This window comes from Polaribacter sp., assembly GCF_049276715.1.
Classification (GTDB): Bacteria; Bacteroidota; Bacteroidia; order Flavobacteriales; family Flavobacteriaceae; genus Polaribacter.
On sequence record NZ_JBASWY010000021.1, the window covers coordinates 17,860 to 39,204 of the forward strand.

A 21,345-nucleotide genomic window follows, 5' to 3' on the forward strand; every position below is an offset into this window, starting at 1 on the left:
AATATTTTAGTAATAGTTAACATTGTCTATATATGCAGTAACAGTATCGTTATTGTTTTCCCCATTAACTTGTATTACAACTTTGTCTAAATCAGTTCTATCAATAGGGTTAGGATCTACCCCATTATTATTTAGATTAATCCAATTATCATTTACAAAATCAAAAGTGATTGTTTGCCATTGGTCTAAAACTATATCCTTAATAATTTCAGTTTGTGTTTGCCAAGAATTACCTCCTAAATCACTATTTTGTAATTTTAAAGAAACTTGATTATTCTGACTCCCTGATATACTAGATGATGGAACGTAAATCATTATTGAAAATACGTTTTTATTTACAAGATTGAATTTTTCTGTAATAGTAAAATTAACATTTGCATATTGCCCACCTGTATCTGTATATTCTAAAACTGTAGGTGAATTATTATCTGAATTGATAAATGGATTTGCAAAAGAAGTATTTGCACCAGCTGCATCTCCTACCCAAGCAGCAATTGTTCCAAAACCTTCAAAACCATCTCTAACAATTGGAGCTGTTTCTGGAATTTGAGCTAAACCATAATAAAAATCATCTATAAAACCGGTAACAGCATCATTATTGTTTTCTGAATTTAATTGAATTACTACTTTATCTAAATCTGTACGATCTACTGGATCAGGATCAACTCCATTATTATTTAGATTTATCCAATTGTCAGTTTCAAAATTAAATGTTACTGTTTGCCATTGATCTAAAACAATAGTCTTAATTATTTCTGTTTGAGTTTGCCAAGAATTACCTCCTAAACCACTGTTTTGTAATTTTAATGAAACTTGATTTGGTTGGCTTCCTGTAATACTAGATGATGGTACGTAAAGTTTTATAGAAAAAACGCTTTGTCCGTTTTTTAAATCAAATTTGCTTGGAGCAGTAAACTGTATATTTGCATATTGACCACCAGTATCTTTATATTCTAAAACTTTGCTAGAGAAGTTACCTGCGTTATTAAAAGGATTGTCTATAACATTTGCTCCTGCAGCATCTCCTGAAAAAGCAGGGATATTTCCATTTCCTTCAAAATTATCTGATAATAAAGGTGGTGAAGCGCCAGTTGGTGCTTTATAGAAATAAAGATTATCGATAAAAACAGTACCAGAACCAACAAATTTAAATTGTTTTAAAGTATTTACAGGTAAACCTTGATCTGTAAAATCTGTCATTGGAATGTCAAAACTATTCCATTCATTTACTACTAATTGTTTAGTTACAAATCTTTCATCTGCTGGTTGAACGCCATTAGGTAAAGGATAAATATCTATACTTGTAGCGTCTGCAGTCCATATATCAATATGGAGCATTTCCATAGATGAAGCATCAATTTCTGAGCCTATGTCAATACCTTGATAATTTAAATTGCTATACTGAATCATAGCATCCCCATTTAAATCAAATTCTGTGTATTGTGTATTTTGTCCCCAATTTGGATAAAAATTAGAGCCTGCAACATCTGTATAAGCATCACTAAATATAGAAATTACATCGACATCGTTTCTACTTGGTGGATTGGAAGCTGAAGCAATTGGTGCTAAAATTTCTGTAACTTCAAAATCTTGCATATATTCTGTAGTTTCGATTGCTCCACCTTTTACAATTACCTTAATTGAATAAGTTCCTGGGTTTTGATAAACATAATTTAATGTTTCGCCAATATTTGCTGTTTTTACTGGTTGTGTTACCCCAGTTTCTCCAGAATAAAACTCATACATTGTAGCAAAATCTGCTTTCGCATTTACGTTTACTTGTTTCGATATTGCTGCATCGTTTGCTATAGTTACTACTACGTTTTCTGGAGCTTTAAAAGAAACTACTAATTGCTGAGTTGCTTCTGCTTCATTTCCATTTAAATTCGCTGCAACAATTTTCACATTGTAAGTACCTTCTGCATATGTATGTTTTACATTTTCTCCCTGAGCCAACTTGGCAGGTGCTGTTGTTGCATCACCAAAGTAAATTTCAAAATTTGTTGCTCCTTCTGCACTTGGTGTAATTGTTACTAAACCTGTATTGTCTTGAGTAATATTGTAAGCTGCAGCTATATTGCTTGGTGGTGCAATATTATCAGCAAAAGATATATCTCTTAACTCTTCATCACATGCTACAGCCAAAAATAGCACGAATAAAAATTTATAAATATTTTTTATTTTTTTCATTTTCTTATATTTTAATAATTAGGATTTTGAGCCCAACGATTTCCTGTTAATTGAATTTCAATTGCAGGTATTGGGAATACTTCATGCTTGCCAGTAACAAAACCGTTAATTTCTGTTGCAGCTCTGCCTGTTCTTACTAGGTCAAAAAATCGATGACCTTCACCAACCAACTCTACTCTTCTTTCTTGAAGAATATTATCATATAGAACATTTCCTGAAGCTGAAATATTATTTAAAGTATTACCAAAAGCTCTTTCTCTAACTCTGTTTAAGTAAGATTGTGCTTTTGTATCATTTGGCGATGTACTTCTATTAAAAGCTTCTGCAGCCATTAAAAGAACATCTGCGAAACGAATAGCTCTATAATTATTAGGATTTGTTAGGTTTCTATCTCCTTGTGCATTTGCACTTCTTGTTCTTGGAATATATTTTCTATTAAAATAACCTGTATGTTCATAACCAACACCAAATGTAGCACCTGTTGCTGCAGCCCATGCATTGATATCTAAAATAGCAACATCTTTTCTTAAATCTCCTGCTTGAAAAGCGTCTACTACTTCTTGCACTGGAACATTAAAACTAAAACCTGATGTAAAATCTGGTCCTGTATAATTTCTAACTCCACTAAAACCTACTGCAACATTCCCTTCGCTACACTGTAAGCAACCAAAACCAGCACCCTGTCCATCAAAATATTGAACCTCGAATACAGATTCTGAGTTATTTTCACCAGCTTCTTCGAAAATTGAATTATAATCTGAAACTAAAGTATAAGCATTACTTGTAACAACACTTTCTAAAACTGGTGCAGCTAAGTCGTATTTTTGTTGATATAAATAAACTTTCCCTAATAATGCTTGTGCTGCTCCTTTTGTGATTTTACCAGGAATGTTTTGTACTACAGGTAAATTATTAGCTGCAAATTGTAAATCTGCTTCAATTTGAGCGTAAACATCCGCTTTAGGTGTTCTGTCTATATTAAACTGTTCTCCAAATTGTATTCTTTTATCAACAGAAAGCGGAACATCTCCAAACCATTTTACTAATTCAAAATAGTAATAAGCTCTTAAGAAAGTTGCTTCTGCAATTACAACATTTTTACCAGTAAAGTCTGTTTTATCTTTAAATTCTAAAATATAATTAGCTCTGTTAACACCTGCAAACATCCAATTCCAAATATCTCTTAACTGTGCATTTAATGGTGTGTGGGTCATGTCATCAACTTCCTGAATTCCTAAAACGTCTGTTGCACTTTCTCCACCAGCTAAAGTATTGTCTGAGGCTATTTCACCTAACATTACGTTTAAATAAGTAGATTGTAACAAATCGTAAGCACCAATTAGTGCATTTTGGTAATCTTCTTCTGAGTTAAAAAAATCTTCTGAATTGTCTGATGTTGGCTTTACGTCAACAAAATCGTCACTACAAGATATGTTTAAGCTTAAAATTAGAATAAGTACTGTGTATATTTTTATGTTTATTTTTTTCATCTTTTTATTTATTAAAAATTAACATTCATTCCAAATAAAAATGTTTTTGGACTTGGATAAAAACCTTGATCTATACCACCACCAATTGGAGAACCATTTGATGTTGTAGGATCATAACCTTTATATTTTGTTACTGTTAAAAGGTTGCTTCCAGAAACGTAAAATCTTAATTTACTGAATTGTAACTTATCTAAAGTTTTCTGACCAACACTATACCCTAATTGTACACTTTGTAATCTAAGAAAAGAACCATCTTCTACAAAAAAGTCTGAAAACAAATTATTACCAGTAGCCCCAGTTGTAACTCTTGGAACTGTATTGCTTGTTCCTGGTCCAGTCCATCTATCTAAAAAGTAAGTAGCTCTGTTTGTTAAAGGTAAAGTTCTTTCGTAATTTCTAACTATTTCATTTCCTAGGGATGCAAATGCATAGGCATTAAAATCCCAGTTTTTGTAATTGAATGATAAATTCAATCCCATTGTAACATCTGCAATTGGGTCTCCAATATAAGTTCTATCATCTGGATCGATAACTCCATCTCCATTTGTATCAACAAATCTTAAATCTCCAGGAGCTGCATTTGTTTGAGTTGCATGTGCATTCACATCTGCTTGAGTTTGAAATAAACCATTTGTTTGGTATCCATAAAAATAACCAATTGGGAAACCTGCTTCCATTCTAGATGGTGGCTCTTGACCTACACCAAAAGAACCGCCTTCTAATATTCCTGTATCATTACCTACAAAAGTTACGTTATTGTTTAATGTTGTGAAATTATAGTTTACATTAAAATTAAAGTCTTCTGAAACTGTTTCTTTATAACCAATAGCAAATTCAAAACCTGTGTTTTCTACAGTACCTGCATTTATAATTGGAACAGAAGATCCAGGAGCTGCAACACCAATAATTCCTGATGTCTGCGCAGAAACTAACAAGTCTTCTGTCGTTTTCTTAAAGTAATCCATAGTGATATTAAATTTATCAAACAATTCTACGTCTAAACCAATATCTAAAGGTATTTGTTGCTCCCATTTAATTTCTGGATTCGCAATAGGACCTGCTGCAATTCCTTGCACCAAAGTATTATTAAAAACATATTCTGCTTCTCCATTTAATACTGATACAAATCTGAAACCAGGAATTCTATCATTTCCAATAATACCATAACTCGCTCTTAACTTTAAAAAGCTAACAACATCTGAATCCTTTAAAAAATCTTCTTCTGATGCCACCCATCCTATAGATGCTGTTGGAAAGAAACCAAATTTATTTTTAGGTCCAAAATTTGAAGAACCATCTCTTCTTAAAACTGCAGAAAATAAGTATTTACCATCATAAGCATACTGCAATCTGGTAAAATATGATAATAATCGGCTGTCGTAACTTAGATTATCACCATTGTTATTATTTCTGAATATCTCTAAACCATCTCCATTTAGAACTGGATTTCCTATAATCAAATTATTTAAATCTTCTCCAGAAGCATTACTGGTTAAAATTGTATTAAACCTTCCAATAGATTGAAAAACAGAAGTTCCAACCATAGCCTTTACACTGTGTACATCATTAAATACTCTTTCGTAATTAATAAATGCATCAAAAGTGTAATCGAAAAAGCTTTGACTAAAATCTGTAAAAGTTGGAACATCAACATTAAAAACATTACCATTTCCAAAATTTCTAAGCTTATTATATGTATTAGAGTTAGCTACTGCATAATTTGCTTGATATCTTACATCTGCAGAGAAATAGTCGAAAAATTTATAATTTAAACCATAACTACCAGATATTTTGTTAACCGTAGATATATTCTCTGCGTTGTCTATTTGAGTTAATGGGTTTGCAACCTCTATTCCTGTTCCTACTGCAGGTGGTAAAGAAAAATCTCCATTAGCGTCACGCACAGGAGTTGTAGGTGGCATATTTAACGCATTAAATAAAATTGAACCTAAGGTGTTTTCTATTAAATTTTTCTTGTTTGTATTTGTATAAATAGTAGAAGAAGTGAATTTTAAGTTTTCTAAAACATCTGTATCAAAATTAAAACGGATGTTTCTTCTATTAAAATTAGCTTTGCTACCACCCACAATACCATCTTGACTTGTAGCTGCTATACCTAGAGAATATGTAGATTTTTCTGTTCCTTTATTTAAGGTGTAGTCTAAACTATATGTTGGTGCAGTTTCAAAAACTGAATTTTGCCAATTTGTTCCTCTACCTAAAGCACTAATATTAGTAAAAGGCAAAGCGTCTCCATTTGCTGCAAAAGCCTCATTTGCCAATAACGCATATTCTGTTGCATTTAAAAGTGGAATTTCTCTTGTTGTTTGTTGAAAACCTACAGACATGTTTAAAATAGATTGAAAAGCTGAATTCTTTCTACCGGTTTTTGTTGTAACCAAAATAACACCATTTGCAGCACGAACCCCATAAATACCTGCAGATGCATCTTTTAGAATATTAATAGATTCTATATCTGATGGATTAACAACACTTAAGTCTTCGATAACCCTTCCATCTAATAATATTAAAGGTCTACTATCTCCATTTGTAGAAACTCCTCTAATTCTAATATTAGAAGCTGCTCCAGGTGAACCAGAAGACTGTGTAATATTTACACCCGCAACTTGACCTTGCAATGCTTGCTCGATTCGAGTTGGGTTTAAATCTTCTATAGTTGCACTAGACACTACAGAAACAGCACCTGTTACCTCTTTTTTTCTTTGAGTTCCATAACCAATGACTACAATTTCGTCTAAAGATTCTGCTGATTCTTCTAGAGAAACATTAATGGTAGTTTCTTGATTAACCTGCACTTCTTTTTGTTTGTAACCTAAATAGTTAAAAACCAAAGTTGCACCTTTTTCTACTTTAATGGAATAAAGTCCATCAAAATCTGTTTCGGTTCCAGATGTTGATCCTTTAATGGATACACTAACTCCTGGAAGTACTCCTCCTGTAGAGGCCTCTTTTACAACCCCATTAACTGTGACTGTTTGCGCATTTGAGCCAAAAGCAATCAACAACATAAAGCATAGTAATGTTATTTTTTTTCTCATGAAAAAAGTTTTAATTATTGTTCATGTAAATTTAAGGTCAAAATAATATTGAAGTCATAATTTAACCTCAACAAAAAACATACATTGGTAAAAAAAAGCAATAATCCTAATATTAAAGGTATGTTAAGGAAGTGTTAAGTAGGAATACCAAGCGTAAAAAGGGTAATTGTTGTGGTATTGTATAGGTAGTTTTTACTTATTGCAATCTCTACACTTCAATAATATAGTTTGTTAAGTTTGCTTCATGGTCTAAATCCATTTTCTTTCTAAGCCTATATCTTTTAACTTCTACGCTTCTTGGAGATATATTTAAAAGTGGCGCAATCTCTTTAGAAGATAGGTTTAACCTGAGGTATGCACACAATCTTAAATCGTTTGGAGTTAATTGTGGATGCTTTGTTTTTATCTTTTTTAGGAAATTTTTATCTGCATTGTTAAATGCCTCTTGAAACATTTTCCAATCATCTGTATTGTTTAAGTTTTTATCAATAATTTTTACAACTTTATGAATACTGTCTTTACCCTCAGAAACCAACTCTGTTTTTATTGAATTTAAAAACTCGTTCTTTTTAATAATACTCATTGTAGAAGTAGCTAATTCTCTGTTTTTACTCTCAATATCACTTCTTAATTTATCATTATTTAATTTTATAATTTCTTGAGAAGTTTCTAATTCTTTTAATTCTGATTCCTTTCTAGTTTTTTCTAACAATTCTTCTTTCTGTTTCTTGTAATATCTTTTGGAAGCAATATGAACTGAATACAACGCAAATATTGACAGAAGTATATAGAATACTATAAGTGGGTTAGAAATATACCAAGGCTTATTTATTTTAAAAGTGTAGGAAGCTTCGTTACTACTTGGAATATCACCTATAATGGCTCTAACCTTTAAAGTATAAGAACCATGCTGTAAGTTTTTAAACAAAATAGAATTGGATTCTAAAGGAGCACTCCAAGTTTTATTAAAACCTTCTAATTGATATTGGTATTTAGTGGTAAGTATTTTGTTAAAATTAGATACACTATAATAGAACTCCAAGTTATTGTTATTATAATCTAAAGAGGCATTCTCTGATAATTTCAGGTTATTTCTAGGTAAATCAGTTACAAAACTATGCACTTCGTTAATATGCACTTTAAAATTAGCAGTTTCTGTTAAGTTTTTTAAGTCGACTTTTATATACCCATCTGAAGTACCAATTAAATATATTTCATTACCTATATTAATTATATTTTCGTAACCTGATGCTGCTTTCGCAATTGTCTCAGAAATTGCTATTTTATTGATTTCGGGTTGATTACTTAATTTACCTGGCGATAAATATTTAATATGATCTAAAGAAAAAGACCATAATTTATTTGTAGATGAATTGTTTACTAAATTTGCAGAAATAAAAGAATCCTCTGACACAAGTTTACTGTAAATACTGTCTTTTTTAAAAGAATCTAACTCTTTATCATAAATATATACACCTTTTTTATTTGCGTATAGAATTTCATTCTGATATTTTAAGATACTCGAGTGTATCCCTTTTTCTAAAGATTTTTCTAAATCTATTTTTGTAACCTCTTTATAATCTTTATCTAAGGTTAATTTGAATACTCCTTTATACTCATGATTTACAAAAATTCTATTATTGTCTGCGAGTTCTATCATTTTACTAGAATTACGAAAACCTTTAATTTTATGACTTAACTTCCATTTAGAATCCTGTTTCTTTAATACATACAAGCCTTCATAACAACCTTGAATTATGGTATTTTCGTTTATTTTTAAAATCTCCCAAGTTCCTTGATTTCTAAAAATACTTTCAGCTTGTTTACCTTTAATAATAAAAGTACCTGAATCATGCCCACAAAATAATTGGTTATCAATTTCTTTTAAACTCCATACTTGACCCTGAGTATTTTCTACAAACTCAAAATCATTATCAGAATTAACTCCTCTATAAAAAAGTCCTTGATTGGTTCCGAAATAAATATTGTCTTCATACACGATTGATGTATAAATGGTTCCTAAAAAATCGGTATTCTTATTAGACATTTTAAAAGGAGACGTGTTGTTAATGCAGACGATCCCATTATCTAAACCTAACCAAATATTCTTCTGACTATCTTCCATCACAGAAAGCACTGTGTTATTTATAAGTCCAGAATTTTGATTTATTTGGTAGTTTAATTCTCCATTTTCTTTTAAATAAATTAAGCCATCAGATATGGTTCCAATAGCAAAACCTTTATCTTCTAATTGTCTTACGCTGTATACAGTTTTACTGGTTAATAAGTTATCTAATGCTGTTTTCCACTTTATTGGACCCTCATTCTCTAAATAGTAGAAACCATTTTTTTGCGTTAACACAAGTAGTTTGTCGTCCTTTTTAAAAACTTCTACAATAAAATTATCTTTTACTATTTCATGATTAGAAACCAACTTTGCAGCTCCATTTTCTATTTTGAATAATCCTCTTTGCTTTTCATGAAAATAAATTACTTCATCTACCTTGGATAAACTATTAATTCTATTTTCTACATCGATAAATTTTACTGCCCTAGATTCTAAATTATAGAGATAAATTCTTTGTAGCGATTTAAAGAGCATAAATCCATCAATTTCTACAATGCTCCATATTTGCTCATCTTCGAGCATTTTAATGTTCTGATTTTTAACAATTGAAATATATTGAAGTTTCCCAATATCATTTCTTTCCCAAAACCCAAAACCCATATAAAATCCAGTAAATATTTTTTCTTTGTAAGCTTTTACAGATCTTACAATGGTTTCATTTGGTGTTTCATATAATTGCCATGAAGCTCCATTAAATTCTAGTAAACCTTTATTGTTTGCAACATAGATAAATCCTTTATCAGATTGAGAGATTCCCCAATTCTGATTTTCACCTCCATAATCTTTCGTATAATAGACATTTATAGGTGGAAGTTCTTGAGAACAAATTGAAAAACTAATAAAGAGAATTTGAATAAAAAAAAACCTAAAATTTTTAAACATTATAGTATCTTGTTTGGTTACGAATGTAAGAAATAATATACCAAATCTAATAAATTAAATAAATTGTATAGTAATAAATTAAAAATGTATAGAATCTTATTTATTTATAAATATAATAAATAACATGTTTTATTGGCAAAACGTTAAGAATTACGATTTATTTAATTAATTTTATGTTTTAAAACGATAAAGAATTTATTTAATGAAAAAGTTAGGCGTATCTAACATTCTAATGTTACTATTGTTGAGCATCATTATTCTATTTGCAGAGTATCTGTTTTTAACAGGTGATAAGTTGCATGGAATTTTTCTTGGGCTTTGGGCTCCTACATTATTGGGTATAATGATTTACTTAAAATTGATTAGTAATGAGCGTAGATAATATAGTATTCTACTTTTCCGTCTTTGTAGGAATTTGCGTAATTATTTGGGCATATTTTATGATCAGAGAATTTGATAAGGTTGGTAAAAATTAGATTTTCTTTTTAATACTAATTGCGAAACCACCACCTTCTTTTAAGCTAAATTTAATTTTAGCATCATTGTTGATATCAATTTTTTCAATCAAAATATCTAAAGGATTCTTATTCCAATGAGCATTTTCACCATCTTTATAAATTTTAGCTTCGTACGTTATTTCATCATCTAAAAAATCAAAGTTTATTTCAATTTCTCTTGCGTTTTCATCTGTAATACTTCCTAAAAACCAATCACCAGTTTTTCTTTCTTTTCGTACAATGGTTACAAAATCTCCAACTTCACCATTTAAAACTTTCGTTGTTTCCCAATCTACACCAACATCTTTTATAAATTCTAAAGGAGCTGGATTTGCTTCATAATGTTCAACTAAATCTGCTGCCATTTGCACAGGACTATAAATAACAACATACAATGCCAACTGATGTGCCAAAGTTGTATTTACTTGTTTACCCTTTTTATAATTATCAAATTTTATATGAAAAATTCCAGGTGTATAATCAATGGGGCCTGCTAACATTCTGGTAAATGCAATTATTGGTAAATGTTCTGGAGGATTTCCTCCTTTTGGATCCCAAACATTAAATTCTTGACCTCTTAAACCTTCTCTTGAAATTGTATTTGGATACGTTCTTCTTAAACCTGTTGGTTTTATAGGCTCGTGAGCATTAATGGCAATTTGATATTTGGCCGCTTTTTCTATAGTTTTATTATAATGATTTACCATAAATTGTCCATGATGATATTCTCCTTCAGGAGTAAGATTACCAACATAACCCGTTTTTAGAACGTGTATTCCTAAAGATTTCATTAACGCGAAAGCAGTGTCTTGTTGCTTTTCATAGGTTGTTACATTGCCATAAGTTTCATGATGCATAATAATTTCTACACCTTTTTGGTTTGCATACTTTACAAGTTCTTGTATATCATAATCTTTATAAGGGGTTACAAAATCGAAACCACCTTCATTAGGTCCCCAGCCTTTATTCCATCCTTCTACCAAAACACCACCAATATTATTTTTAGCAGAAAAATCGATAAATCGTTTTACATTTTCTGTAGTTGCTCCATGTTTGTCTTTAGTAAGATTCCAAGTTGATTTTCCTAAATGCATTTCCCACCAAACACCTGTATATTTTGTTGGTTTAAACGAAGAAACATCACCTAATTTATTTGATTCATTTAAATTGACAATTAAATTCGAGTGAATTAAATCTGGTGCATTATCTGTAATTTGAATAGTCCTCCAAGGAGTTCTGAAAGGAAGTTGCCTTTTTACTTTATAGCTTGTATTTCTAGAACCAACTAAAGTACTCTTAAAACTTAAATTTGTTGTGTCAACTGCTAAAGTCATTCCTGAATAATCTAACAAAGCTGCTTCATGTATACTTAAATGTATTCCGTTTTTACCAACTAAAGTAACTGGTGTATTTACGGCATTATTTGGAATAAATGTTTGCGCAAGTGGTTGATTTCTATAGTTTAAAGCATTAATTTCTGAGAGTTTTGTGGTGTTATATAAATGTTCATAAATATCCCAATCTCCAGGAGCCCAAAAAGTTTTATAATTTTCAGTTAAATTAAATTCAGTATTTTCTTCAGTGATTAAAACTTCTTTCAAGTTGTCTTGTTCTGGGAATTCGTATCTAAAACCAACACCATCATTATACACTTTAAAAACAAGGTTTAACCTTCTTTTTAAGTTAGATTTTTCTTGCAATTCTACTCGCAATTCATTGTTATGATTTACAACATCTAATTGCTCTCCCCAAGGCATTTGCCAAGTTTCATTAAATTCTTTTGTTGATGAATTTATTATTTCGAAATTATCTAATAATGAGTTTGCATCCTCTAAATCAAAACCTAGAAAAGATTTTTTTATGATGGTTTGTTGATTAAACGTTACTACGTAAAATGGTGAAGCTTTTTCATCTAAATTAAAGCGAACAGAAATTTTATTATCAGGTGATGTTACATTTGTCACTTTTTCTTTACTACAAGAAAAACTGATTAAAATGAAAAGCCCTAATATTTTTTTCATTATTAGTGATTTATATTTTTTCTAACAAAATAAGACTGTAAATAGACGAAAAATTAACTTTTCCTTCTTTAACTTCAAACTCTGCATCAGAATAAAAATCTCTTAATTTGTCTCCGTTTTTAAATATTGATGAAACATCAATACTCATATTTTCGTCGTACAAATTCATTCCAACAATAACTTTGTCTTCATTTCTTGTTCTAGAAAAAATCAATCCATTTTGATAAGAAATAAGTTGATGTTTTCCTGCTCCAACAGCCATATGATTTGCTCTAAACTGCCCTAATTTTTGCCAATGTCTAAGAATTTTTTTGGTTTCATCAGAATTTTGAATTTCATCCCAATTCATAAAAGAACGCAAAGTTGCATCACCAACTGTGCCTTCTATAGTTAAATCTCTTGCAGATTCATCTCCATAATAAACTTGCGAAGTTCCTGGAGTTAACAATAACATGGTTGCTGTTTTGTAAGGTATTTCTCTTTCTTTATCAAATGGCTGACCATCATCATGAGAAGTCATATAATTTAAAACTCCATAACCTTTTAAATTTCCGTTTAAAAGAGAATCGTATTTATAAAAAACATCTTTTTCTGCCATTTGTTTGGCATTCCATTTTATCTCAAAATTTATCAAACTGTTAAATGCTTTATCAAAATAATTTACTTTTTTATCGCCAAAATCAAATGCTTTTCCATGCGATATTGCATAATTATACACTTCACCCACTAAATAAAAATTGTTATTATCTAAAACCTTATCAGGATTGTTTTTCTTGTACTCTGCAAAAGCTGCATCACATTCTTGCTTGAATTCCTGCCAAACAAATTCTTCTGTATGTTTCACAGTATCAACTCTGTAACCATCAATTCCGAATTCTGTAATATAATCAGTCAACCATTTCATAATATAAAAACGAGGTGCTTTTGGATGACCAGTTCTTTCGAAAAACTCTTTCAATTCTTTTATTTCTTGTTCATATCTGCCTTCAGCTTTCCATTTTTCGATTAACTGTTTTGGCAATTCTACAGCTTCATTACTCTCAGTTTTAATATCAGGCAAATTCTCAACTAAAGAGCAAGCTGTTGTTGTTTCATAATTTTGATACGTACAAGTTGGCGAAGTTCTTACCCAATCACTTGGCCAAACAGGATCTTTATCTGTAACTGGACCTGTGTGATTAATTACAGCATCTAACAACACACGAATTCCTTTTTTATGGGCAGTTTCTACTAACTCTTTTAAATCTTCTTTGGTTCCATAATTTGGATCGATATTCGTCCAATCTTTTGCCCAATAACCATGGTAACCATAAGAAACTCCTGTTCCTTCATCTGTACCAGCATGAATTTGCTCAACAATTGGTGTCATCCAAATGGCATTGATTCCTAAATCTGTAAAATAACCTTCTTTAATTTTTTGAGTGATTCCTTTGATATCTCCACCTTCAAAACCTCTTAATTTTCCTGTTTCTTTAGTTCTATTAAAATTGATATCATTGGTTGTATCTCCATTATTAAAACGATCTGTTAGCAAAAAGTAGACGTTTGCTCCTTCCCAAACAAATTCTTTCTTTTTCCCTTCTGAAATCTTTTCTGAAGGTTTTTCTTGACAGCTAAAAATCGATGTAAATACGAATAAGACAAGTATATTTTTCATAATAAATTTTTATTGAAGTTTTAAAATAAAAGATTCCAAAGGTTTTACATCTACTCTTACTTTCGCTTGATTATTCTTTACAACTAAAGTTGATGAATAAGTATTATACAGTTGATCTGTAACTTTATATTCACCCTCTTTTAAGTCCCATTTTTTAATGATATCAGCTGGTAAACCTAACTCAAAACCATAAGTGTTTTCTGAATTAAAATTAGAAATGATAATTAGTTTTTCATTGTTTTTCCAACGCACATAAGACAACACTTTTTCATTGTACCATTGCGTATTTTCTCTATTAAATTGATGAATATCTTGGTATTCACCCATTAAAGCATTAGAAGTAATTGTAAAGTTCAGTAAACGCTTGTAAAAATCTCTTAAATCTAATTCTTCTTTTGTTAATTGCCCTCCATCAAATTGTTTGTTATTTACCCATTTTTGTAATGAAGGAACACCTACATAATCGAAAATGGACGTTCTAGATGGAGAACCAAAACCTGCATTTTCTGAGCCATCTTCACCAAATTCTTGTCCGAAATAAATCATGGTTGGAGATGTTGAAATCGATGTAGAAACCACCATAGCTGGTTTTGCTTTTAAAGGATTTCCTGCAAATTCTGGACTTGCGATTCGTTGTTCATCATGATTTTCTAAAAAGTGCAACATATTGTGCTCAATATCTTTTAGATATTCTTGTATTGGAGGTATATGATCTGTTAATCCTTTTCCTTGCATAATATTTTTAATGGTATCGTACAACTGCACTTTATCATACAAATAATCCATTTTTCCTTTTCTAATATAATCTCTATACAAACTTGGGTTATATACTTCTGCTAATAAAAAGGCCTCAGAATTTTTCATCTTAATGTTAGAATTTAGATAACTCCAAAACTCAACTGGTACCATTTCTGCCATATCAAACCTGAAACCATCAACCCCTTTTTCTAACCAATATAAAGCAATATCTCTAAATTTTACCCAAGAATTTGGAACGGTTTTATCTTGCCAGAAATCAAAATGTTTTTGATAATTTTCGTTTTCAAAACCTGCAGGTAATTCATTAAAATCTTTTTTTCCATCAGGAGAAATTCCATAATTAACTTTTACAGTTTCATACCAGTCGTAAAAACTAGGCTTTGGAGAACGCGAACCATTTCCTGTCCATTTTGCAGGATTTTCATCAAATTTTCCATCAGATAAAGGATGATTTTCTCCCCCTAAAGGTTTGTATCCTTTTAAAAAATCGGGTACTTCAAAAGCTTTATTTGGTGCGTAATAAAAGTTATTATTTACATCATATTCAACAGAAAAATTATCATCTGCACCAAAATCTTTGGTTCCTTCAGGATTGGAAATACTTTGGTAGTTTCTAGCAACATGATTTGGTACAATATCAATAATTACTTTTAAATCGGCTTTGTGAGAACGCTCGATTAAAGCTTCGAATTCTTGTAACCTGTTTTCTATATTTTCTGCTAAATCAGGATTTACATTGTAGTAATCTTTGACAGCATAAGGAGAACCAGCTCTACCTTTTACCACATCTGGATCGTCATTTGAAATTCCGTGTTTTGTATAATCTCGAATCACATCATGATGTGGAACCCCAGTATACCAAATATGGGTAACTCCTAAATTTTTGATTTCTGACAAGGCTTTATCTGTAAAATCGTTGAACTTTCCTACTCCATTTTCTTCAATAGTTCCCCAAGGTTTATTGGTGGTGTTTGTGTTTCCAAACAAACGTGTAAACACCTGATAAACAACCTGTTTTTTAGGTTTATTTTCTACAATCATCTTCTTTTCTAATACTTTATTTTGTGTACAACCAACTATTATTGCTAAAATTAAAATGATACAAAGGCTATGTATTTTTTTCATAATTGATTTTTATTTTAATGAAATGGTTACTTTTAATTCTTTATTTAGATTCCATTTTACAGGTATTACTATAGAATTATTTTCTGTTAAAATTTGATTTCTTTTACCATCTACTTTTATCTTTTTGGGTTGCCAATAGATATTATGAACTATTAATTGAATTTCTTTTTCTTCTGGATTCCAATTTTCACCTAATTCTGCTTCAAATTCTATTTCTAAAACTCGTTTTGACAATTCAGCTTCGAACTCCATAATTTCAAATTGTCCTTTTTCAAAAGCATTTGCTGTTAATCCATCGTCATTATAAAAAGTTCTTTCACTTTTTGCTACAGAATCATCAAAATAATAATGAAGTTCTAATTTATTTGCATTGTAATTATCCGTTGTTTGCACCAATTCAGTCATCAAAATAAATGCGCCTCCCCTTACATAAGTGGGAATTGATTTATCCTTCACTTTAACAGTTTTCGTTTGTCCTCCTTCAATTTTTTCATCAAAATAAAAGTTAAACCAATTTGCAGTTTTTGGAAAATAAATTTCTTTTGTTTTTACTGAATCTTTTATAATTGGAGTAATTAAAAAGTCTTTTCCCCATAAATAGGTTTCTGAGTTTTCAATCAATTTTACATCATCTTCCTCAAAGAAAATAGGTCGCATTAAAGGTGTTCCTTTTTGATTGTTTTCAAATGCTAAATTATAATTGTAAGGCAACATTTTGTAACGTAACTCAATAGCTTTTTTAGCATGTTTTTTTGCAAAATCGCTTCTAAAAACAGGTTCACTTGGCACATCTTCTTGTGCATGAGGTCTAAATATTGGCTGAAAAACACCATATTGCAGCCAACGTGTATATAAATTATCATCTAAATTTGCCCCTGCAAATCCACCTAAATCTGAGTGCATATAACCCAAACCTTGCATACCCATTTGCAACGCAATTTCTGGTTGACTTTGCAAACCACCCCAAGTTCTATTGACGTCTCCAGACCAAGGTATCATTCCAAAACGCTGAGAACCAGAAGATCCTGCACGCATTAAAATAAAAGGTCTTTCAGTTGGATATTCTTTTAGATAACCTTCAAAAATTAATTTTGCCCAATCATGTCCATAAATATTATGAATTTCATCTGCTTTTTGATTTTCATTAAAAGTTACCCAATTTGGTAAAACTTCGGGTTCGCCTAAATCTCCCCAGAAACCTTTAACACCAAAATCTAAAATTTCTTTGTAGATATTCCAAAACCAATCTTTGCCCTCTTTTTTGTAAATATCTACAATCCCTGTATTTCCAAAATAGAAATTGTATTTCGCAGAATTATTGAGAGTATCTTTCGCTAAAATTTCTTTTTTATCAGCTTCTTCCCATTTTTTTGAATTTGATAATACAAAGGGCTCTGTAATTAAAACGGTTTTTACACCTTTATTTTTTAAACGCTCAACCATACCTTTCATATCTGGGAAAGAATCTTTGTCAACTTCCAAATTGCCCATAGTTCCTTGAATGGTTTTTCCAAACCAATACAAGTCTAAAATAATTGCATCTACTGGAATGTTTTCTTCTTGAAATTTTTGAATTGTTTCTTCGGTTTCTTGTTGTGAATGATAGCCAAATCTGCTCGAAAAATTTCCTAAAACCCATCTTGGAGGTAAAGGTTGTTTTCCTGTTAAATTGGTATAATTATCAATCAAATCAACCCAAGAATCACCGACAATAATTTGATACGTTTTGCGACCAGAAATAGTTTCGTAGGTTAAAGAATTGTCTTTTTTAGAATCCAAATCTAAATAACCAATGGGTGCATTATCAAAATGAATCATGTATTTTTTTGATGAAATTACCAAAGGAATTGTAAAATTCATCAACTCAGAATAGGTTTCATAACCATAATGAGCCCTATTGTAAAGAGCCAAACGATTTCCTCTTCTATTCATTCCTAAAGCTCTTGCTCCACCACCAAATAAAACTTCATTTTCAGTTAAATTAAACTCAATTTTTTCGGTTTCATTATAAACAATATTGCCTTTTACATTGTCTAAAGGAATATGTTTTGATTTAAAATACCCTCTTTTTTCTGAAGTGATTTCGCTGTCTTTATAAAAGTAGGAAATTTGAAAAGGAGCTTTTTGAATTTTTATAGAAATGCCATCAGACTTGTAAATTATTTCGTTTGTATTCTCATCAATTTTAATGTGAGTCAGTTTTGGTTGTAAAACCACTGCATGTGAATCATTATTTTTTTCTTCCTCTTTAGTTAAAAAGGTTGTTTCAATTATTTTAGAATTGTAAAAATTGATGAAATATAATCCATCTGAAACTTCAATTTTAAATTGATTTTCTTTTACAAGATTCGCACTTTTAAAAACCCTATCTGAATTTTGAGAAAAAATGGAAATAGATAGAAAAAGTAATAAGAATAGATTTTTATAATTTTTCATATTAAATATTAATGTGTTCTCGATACAATTTCGATTAAAAATCGAAATAACTCGAACTGACAAATTGTTATTTTATTCTACCTAAAAGTTTTTTAAAACCTTAAAGGTATTGCACTGTTTTGTTTACTTTTTTAATAAAAAAGTCAATGGAATATCTACTCTTTTTTGCCAAGAAAGTTCTGAATGATTGGTGCCTTCAAAAAATAAATTTTTAAAATTTGAATCAGAATAACCTCCATTTTTAAAAATCGAATCTACTTTTGGTGCATATTGAGGATAGTATTGATCTAAGGTTTTATTTCCGTAATCAAAATACATTTTATGGCTTTCAGTACTTGGTAAATTCTCCTCTAAATATTCAAAAATTGCTTGTGGCAGAGCGTTATTTTCTTTTGGTGAACCACCAACCCAATGTGTAGAAATACATGCTGCACCTTCAAAAACCTCTGGATATTCTGCAACTGCATACATAGACATTAAACCTCCCATAGATGAACCTGCAACAAAAGTGTTTTCTTTATTAGTGTATACAGAATATGAATCGTTTATATAGGGTTTTAGCTCATTAACTAAAAACTTTAAATATTCATCTCCTTTTAAATTGATGTTAAAATTATTTTTCGAAGCGTCTTCATACAAAGCATCTTTGTCCTCTTTTGATAAAAAATCCATTGCCTTTTCTGGAAACAAATCTTGCCAACGTATTTGCGGAATATTATGAATTCCGACTACTATAAAATCTCTTACAACTCCGTCTTTCATTAATTGCGTTGCAACTTCATCAATTTTCCATTCTTGTTTGTTCCAAGTGGTGGTTTCATCAAATAAATTTTGTCCATCATGCATGTATAAAACTGCATATTTTTTTTCTGATGAATAGTTTTCTGGCAACCAAACATCAACAGGTCTTGGTACAATATTTTTTGAAGGAAAAGAATCTACTCTTATCAATTTTCCACCTGCTAAAACTGAATTTTCCAATACTTTTGTAGTAATATTCGAATATTTGTTTTGTTCTTTTTTTGTTTCTGTATTTTGAGATTTGCAAGAAAAAGTGATTAAAATAGAAAATAGGATGAATACATTTTTCATTTTATAATTTTAAAAAGTTCTCGATATAAATTTTTTCATTCTTCAAAAATTCACTCGAACTGACAGTTAGTTAGTTTTTGTAGTTAAAATAATACTTCCTTTTTCTTTAAGTTCGATTTCATCTTTCCAAATAAACTCTTCTTCAGAAACAATATTTTTTAACGTTTTTCCCTCTAATCCAACTTCTACATATCGTTTTAAATCTATTGTAATTGGTTCATCATTTTTATTGATAATGTGCACAACTGTTTCATCACCTTTTATTCTAAACAAGAAATAAGTTCCCATAAATGGCGCAAAATGAATGGTTTTACCAAACTGAATTGCTTCACTTTTTTTACGATAGTTTAAAACTTTACTTGTGAAATTTTGCATTTCTATTTTTTCTGATGATAAACCTTCACCTGTAAACGCATTTATTTGATCTCCATTCCAACCTCCAGGAAAATCGGTTCTAATTAATCCATGATCTCCAGGGTTTGCAGTATCATCCATTAGAATTTCTGTTCCGTAATAAATTTGAGGTATTCTTGGTAGCATTAGCATGTAACTTAAAGCCATTTTCGCTTTGGTAACATCCTCATCTAAAGCCGTAAACATTCTTTTTTCATCATGATTGTCTAGGAAAATCATAATGTCATTTGGGCTTGCATAATAAAAATCGTTTGCTAAACCTTCATAAATTTTAACTAATCCTGTTCCCCAAGTTTCATCTTCATTAATTCCTTCTATGATAGCTTTCTGCATTGGAAAATCCATCGTAGATTTTAAGTTACTTTTATAACCATCTTTATTTATTGCTCCTTTTTGCCAATAACCAACTAGCAAAGGATTGTAACTCCATTCCTCGCCTACAATAGAAAAATTTGGATATTCTTTCATAATGGTTCCTGCCCAATTTGCCATAAATTGTTTGTCTGGATAAGGATAGGTATCTTGACGAATGCCGCCCAAACCTAAAGTTTCAATCCACCAAATTGAGTTTTGAATGATGTATTTTGCTAAAAACGGATTTCGCTGATTTAAATCTGGCATATTTGCCACAAACCAACCTTCGTTATTTCCTTTTTTATCAACTTCTGAAGCATATAAATCTTGATTTGTAGTTCGTCTGTGATTGGAACCTATATTTTTATCATTTCCCCAAGAATTAATATTGTCTTCGTAGTTTTTTTGGTTGTTTACCCAATCATCAAAGGGAAGACCTTTCATCCACCAATGTTCTAAACCACAATGATTTGCAACTTGATCCATAATTAGTTTCATTCCTTTTTCTCGTAATTTATTTGCTAAATTTTTATATTCTTCTAGCGTTCCAAAACGCGGATCTACTTGATAATAATCTGTAATTGCATACCCATGATAAGAACCTTTAGGCATATCATTTGTTAAAACTGGAGTTGGCCAAATTGCTGTAAAACCTAGATCAGAAATATAATCTACACCATTTATAATTCCTTGTAAATCACCTCCATGACGTTTGTAACCATCAGTTCTATCTATGGCAGTTTCTTTTAAATTTTCAACAATATCATTGTTTTCATCTGCATTCGCAAATCGATCTGGAGTAATTAAATAAATAGCATCAGAGCTATCAAAACCTTTATAGTCTTCTGCAGTTTTTTCTCTATTTTTTAATTCGTAAGTATGTGTTTTTTTTGTACCATCGTCAAAAGTAAAAACGATATCGAATTTACCTGCCTTTGCATTTTTATCAATGTTTAAATCAATAAACAGATAATTTTTACTTCTTGCTTTGTTTACTTTTTTTAAAGAAACTCCAGCATAAGAAATAGATGGTTTTGAGTTGCCAATATTATCTTCTTTTACCAATAATTGTAGCGAAGTATCTTTAAAATCAATCCACCAATTTGTAGGTTCTACTCTTTCTAAAAAAGTATTTGAAACAGAAACTTCAGAAACATTTTTTAGGATTTCTTCTTTTTTGCAAGAGAGAAAAAATAATATTGATAATGAAAACAAAATGTTTCTGAAGAGTTTCATGTTTA

11 protein-coding genes are annotated in these 21,345 nt (G+C 30.4%); 1 reads left to right on the forward strand and 10 read right to left on the reverse strand.

All coding sequences use genetic code 11. From position 1 onward, the window contains the following. Positions 1-6: 6 nt before the first annotated feature. The 4 genes from WAO74_RS05195 to WAO74_RS05210 form a co-directional block, all read right to left on the reverse strand. Positions 7-2,190 (reverse strand): hypothetical protein, encoded by a 2,184-nt coding sequence (locus WAO74_RS05195; protein WP_422160118.1) that lies wholly within the window; start codon positions 2,188-2,190, stop codon positions 7-9. An 11-nt stretch (positions 2,191-2,201) separates the two neighbouring features. Then, positions 2,202-3,680, reverse strand: coding sequence for a RagB/SusD family nutrient uptake outer membrane protein (locus tag WAO74_RS05200; protein ID WP_422160120.1), 1,479 nt, complete (start codon positions 3,678-3,680; stop codon positions 2,202-2,204). A gap of 11 nt (positions 3,681-3,691) precedes the next feature. Beyond that, entirely contained in the window at positions 3,692-6,739 is a 3,048-nt protein-coding gene (locus tag WAO74_RS05205) for a SusC/RagA family TonB-linked outer membrane protein (RefSeq protein WP_422160122.1), read from the reverse strand. 208 nt (positions 6,740-6,947) lie between these two features. After that, entirely contained in the window at positions 6,948-9,749 is a 2,802-nt protein-coding gene (locus tag WAO74_RS05210) for a triple tyrosine motif-containing protein (protein ID WP_422160123.1), read from the reverse strand. A gap of 202 nt (positions 9,750-9,951) precedes the next feature. On the opposite strand from WAO74_RS05210, the gene WAO74_RS05215 reads away from it, so the two are divergent. Continuing rightward, positions 9,952-10,131, forward strand: a complete 180-nt coding sequence (locus tag WAO74_RS05215) for a hypothetical protein (RefSeq protein ID WP_422160125.1) — start codon at positions 9,952-9,954, stop codon at positions 10,129-10,131. A 90-nt stretch (positions 10,132-10,221) separates the two neighbouring features. Here the strand turns inward: WAO74_RS05215 and WAO74_RS05220 are convergent, their stop codons facing one another. The 6 genes from WAO74_RS05220 to WAO74_RS05245 form a co-directional block, all read right to left on the reverse strand. Further along, positions 10,222-12,267 carry a glycoside hydrolase family 97 protein gene (locus WAO74_RS05220; protein WP_422160127.1) on the reverse strand — a complete coding sequence of 682 codons (2,046 nt, stop codon included), beginning with the start codon at positions 12,265-12,267 and terminating at the stop codon, positions 10,222-10,224. 10 nt (positions 12,268-12,277) lie between these two features. Then, on the reverse strand, positions 12,278-13,924 hold the full coding sequence (locus tag WAO74_RS05225) for an alpha-amylase family glycosyl hydrolase (protein WP_422160129.1): 1,647 nt from the start codon (positions 13,922-13,924) through the stop codon (positions 12,278-12,280). A gap of 9 nt (positions 13,925-13,933) precedes the next feature. Next, the gene (locus tag WAO74_RS05230) at positions 13,934-15,808 is read right to left on the reverse strand and encodes an alpha-amylase family glycosyl hydrolase (protein WP_422160130.1); all 1,875 of its coding nucleotides are present in this window, start codon (positions 15,806-15,808) and stop codon (positions 13,934-13,936) included. Positions 15,809-15,817: 9 nt separating this feature from the next. Then, positions 15,818-18,244 (reverse strand): TIM-barrel domain-containing protein, encoded by a 2,427-nt coding sequence (locus WAO74_RS05235; protein WP_422160132.1) that lies wholly within the window; start codon positions 18,242-18,244, stop codon positions 15,818-15,820. Positions 18,245-18,367: 123 nt separating this feature from the next. After that, a complete protein-coding gene (locus WAO74_RS05240) occupies positions 18,368-19,336 on the reverse strand; it encodes an alpha/beta hydrolase (protein WP_422160134.1) in 969 nt (322 codons plus the stop codon). 66 nt (positions 19,337-19,402) lie between these two features. Then, the gene (locus WAO74_RS05245) at positions 19,403-21,340 is read right to left on the reverse strand and encodes a glycoside hydrolase family 13 protein (protein WP_422160135.1); all 1,938 of its coding nucleotides are present in this window, start codon (positions 21,338-21,340) and stop codon (positions 19,403-19,405) included. Positions 21,341-21,345: the final 5 nt, after the last annotated feature.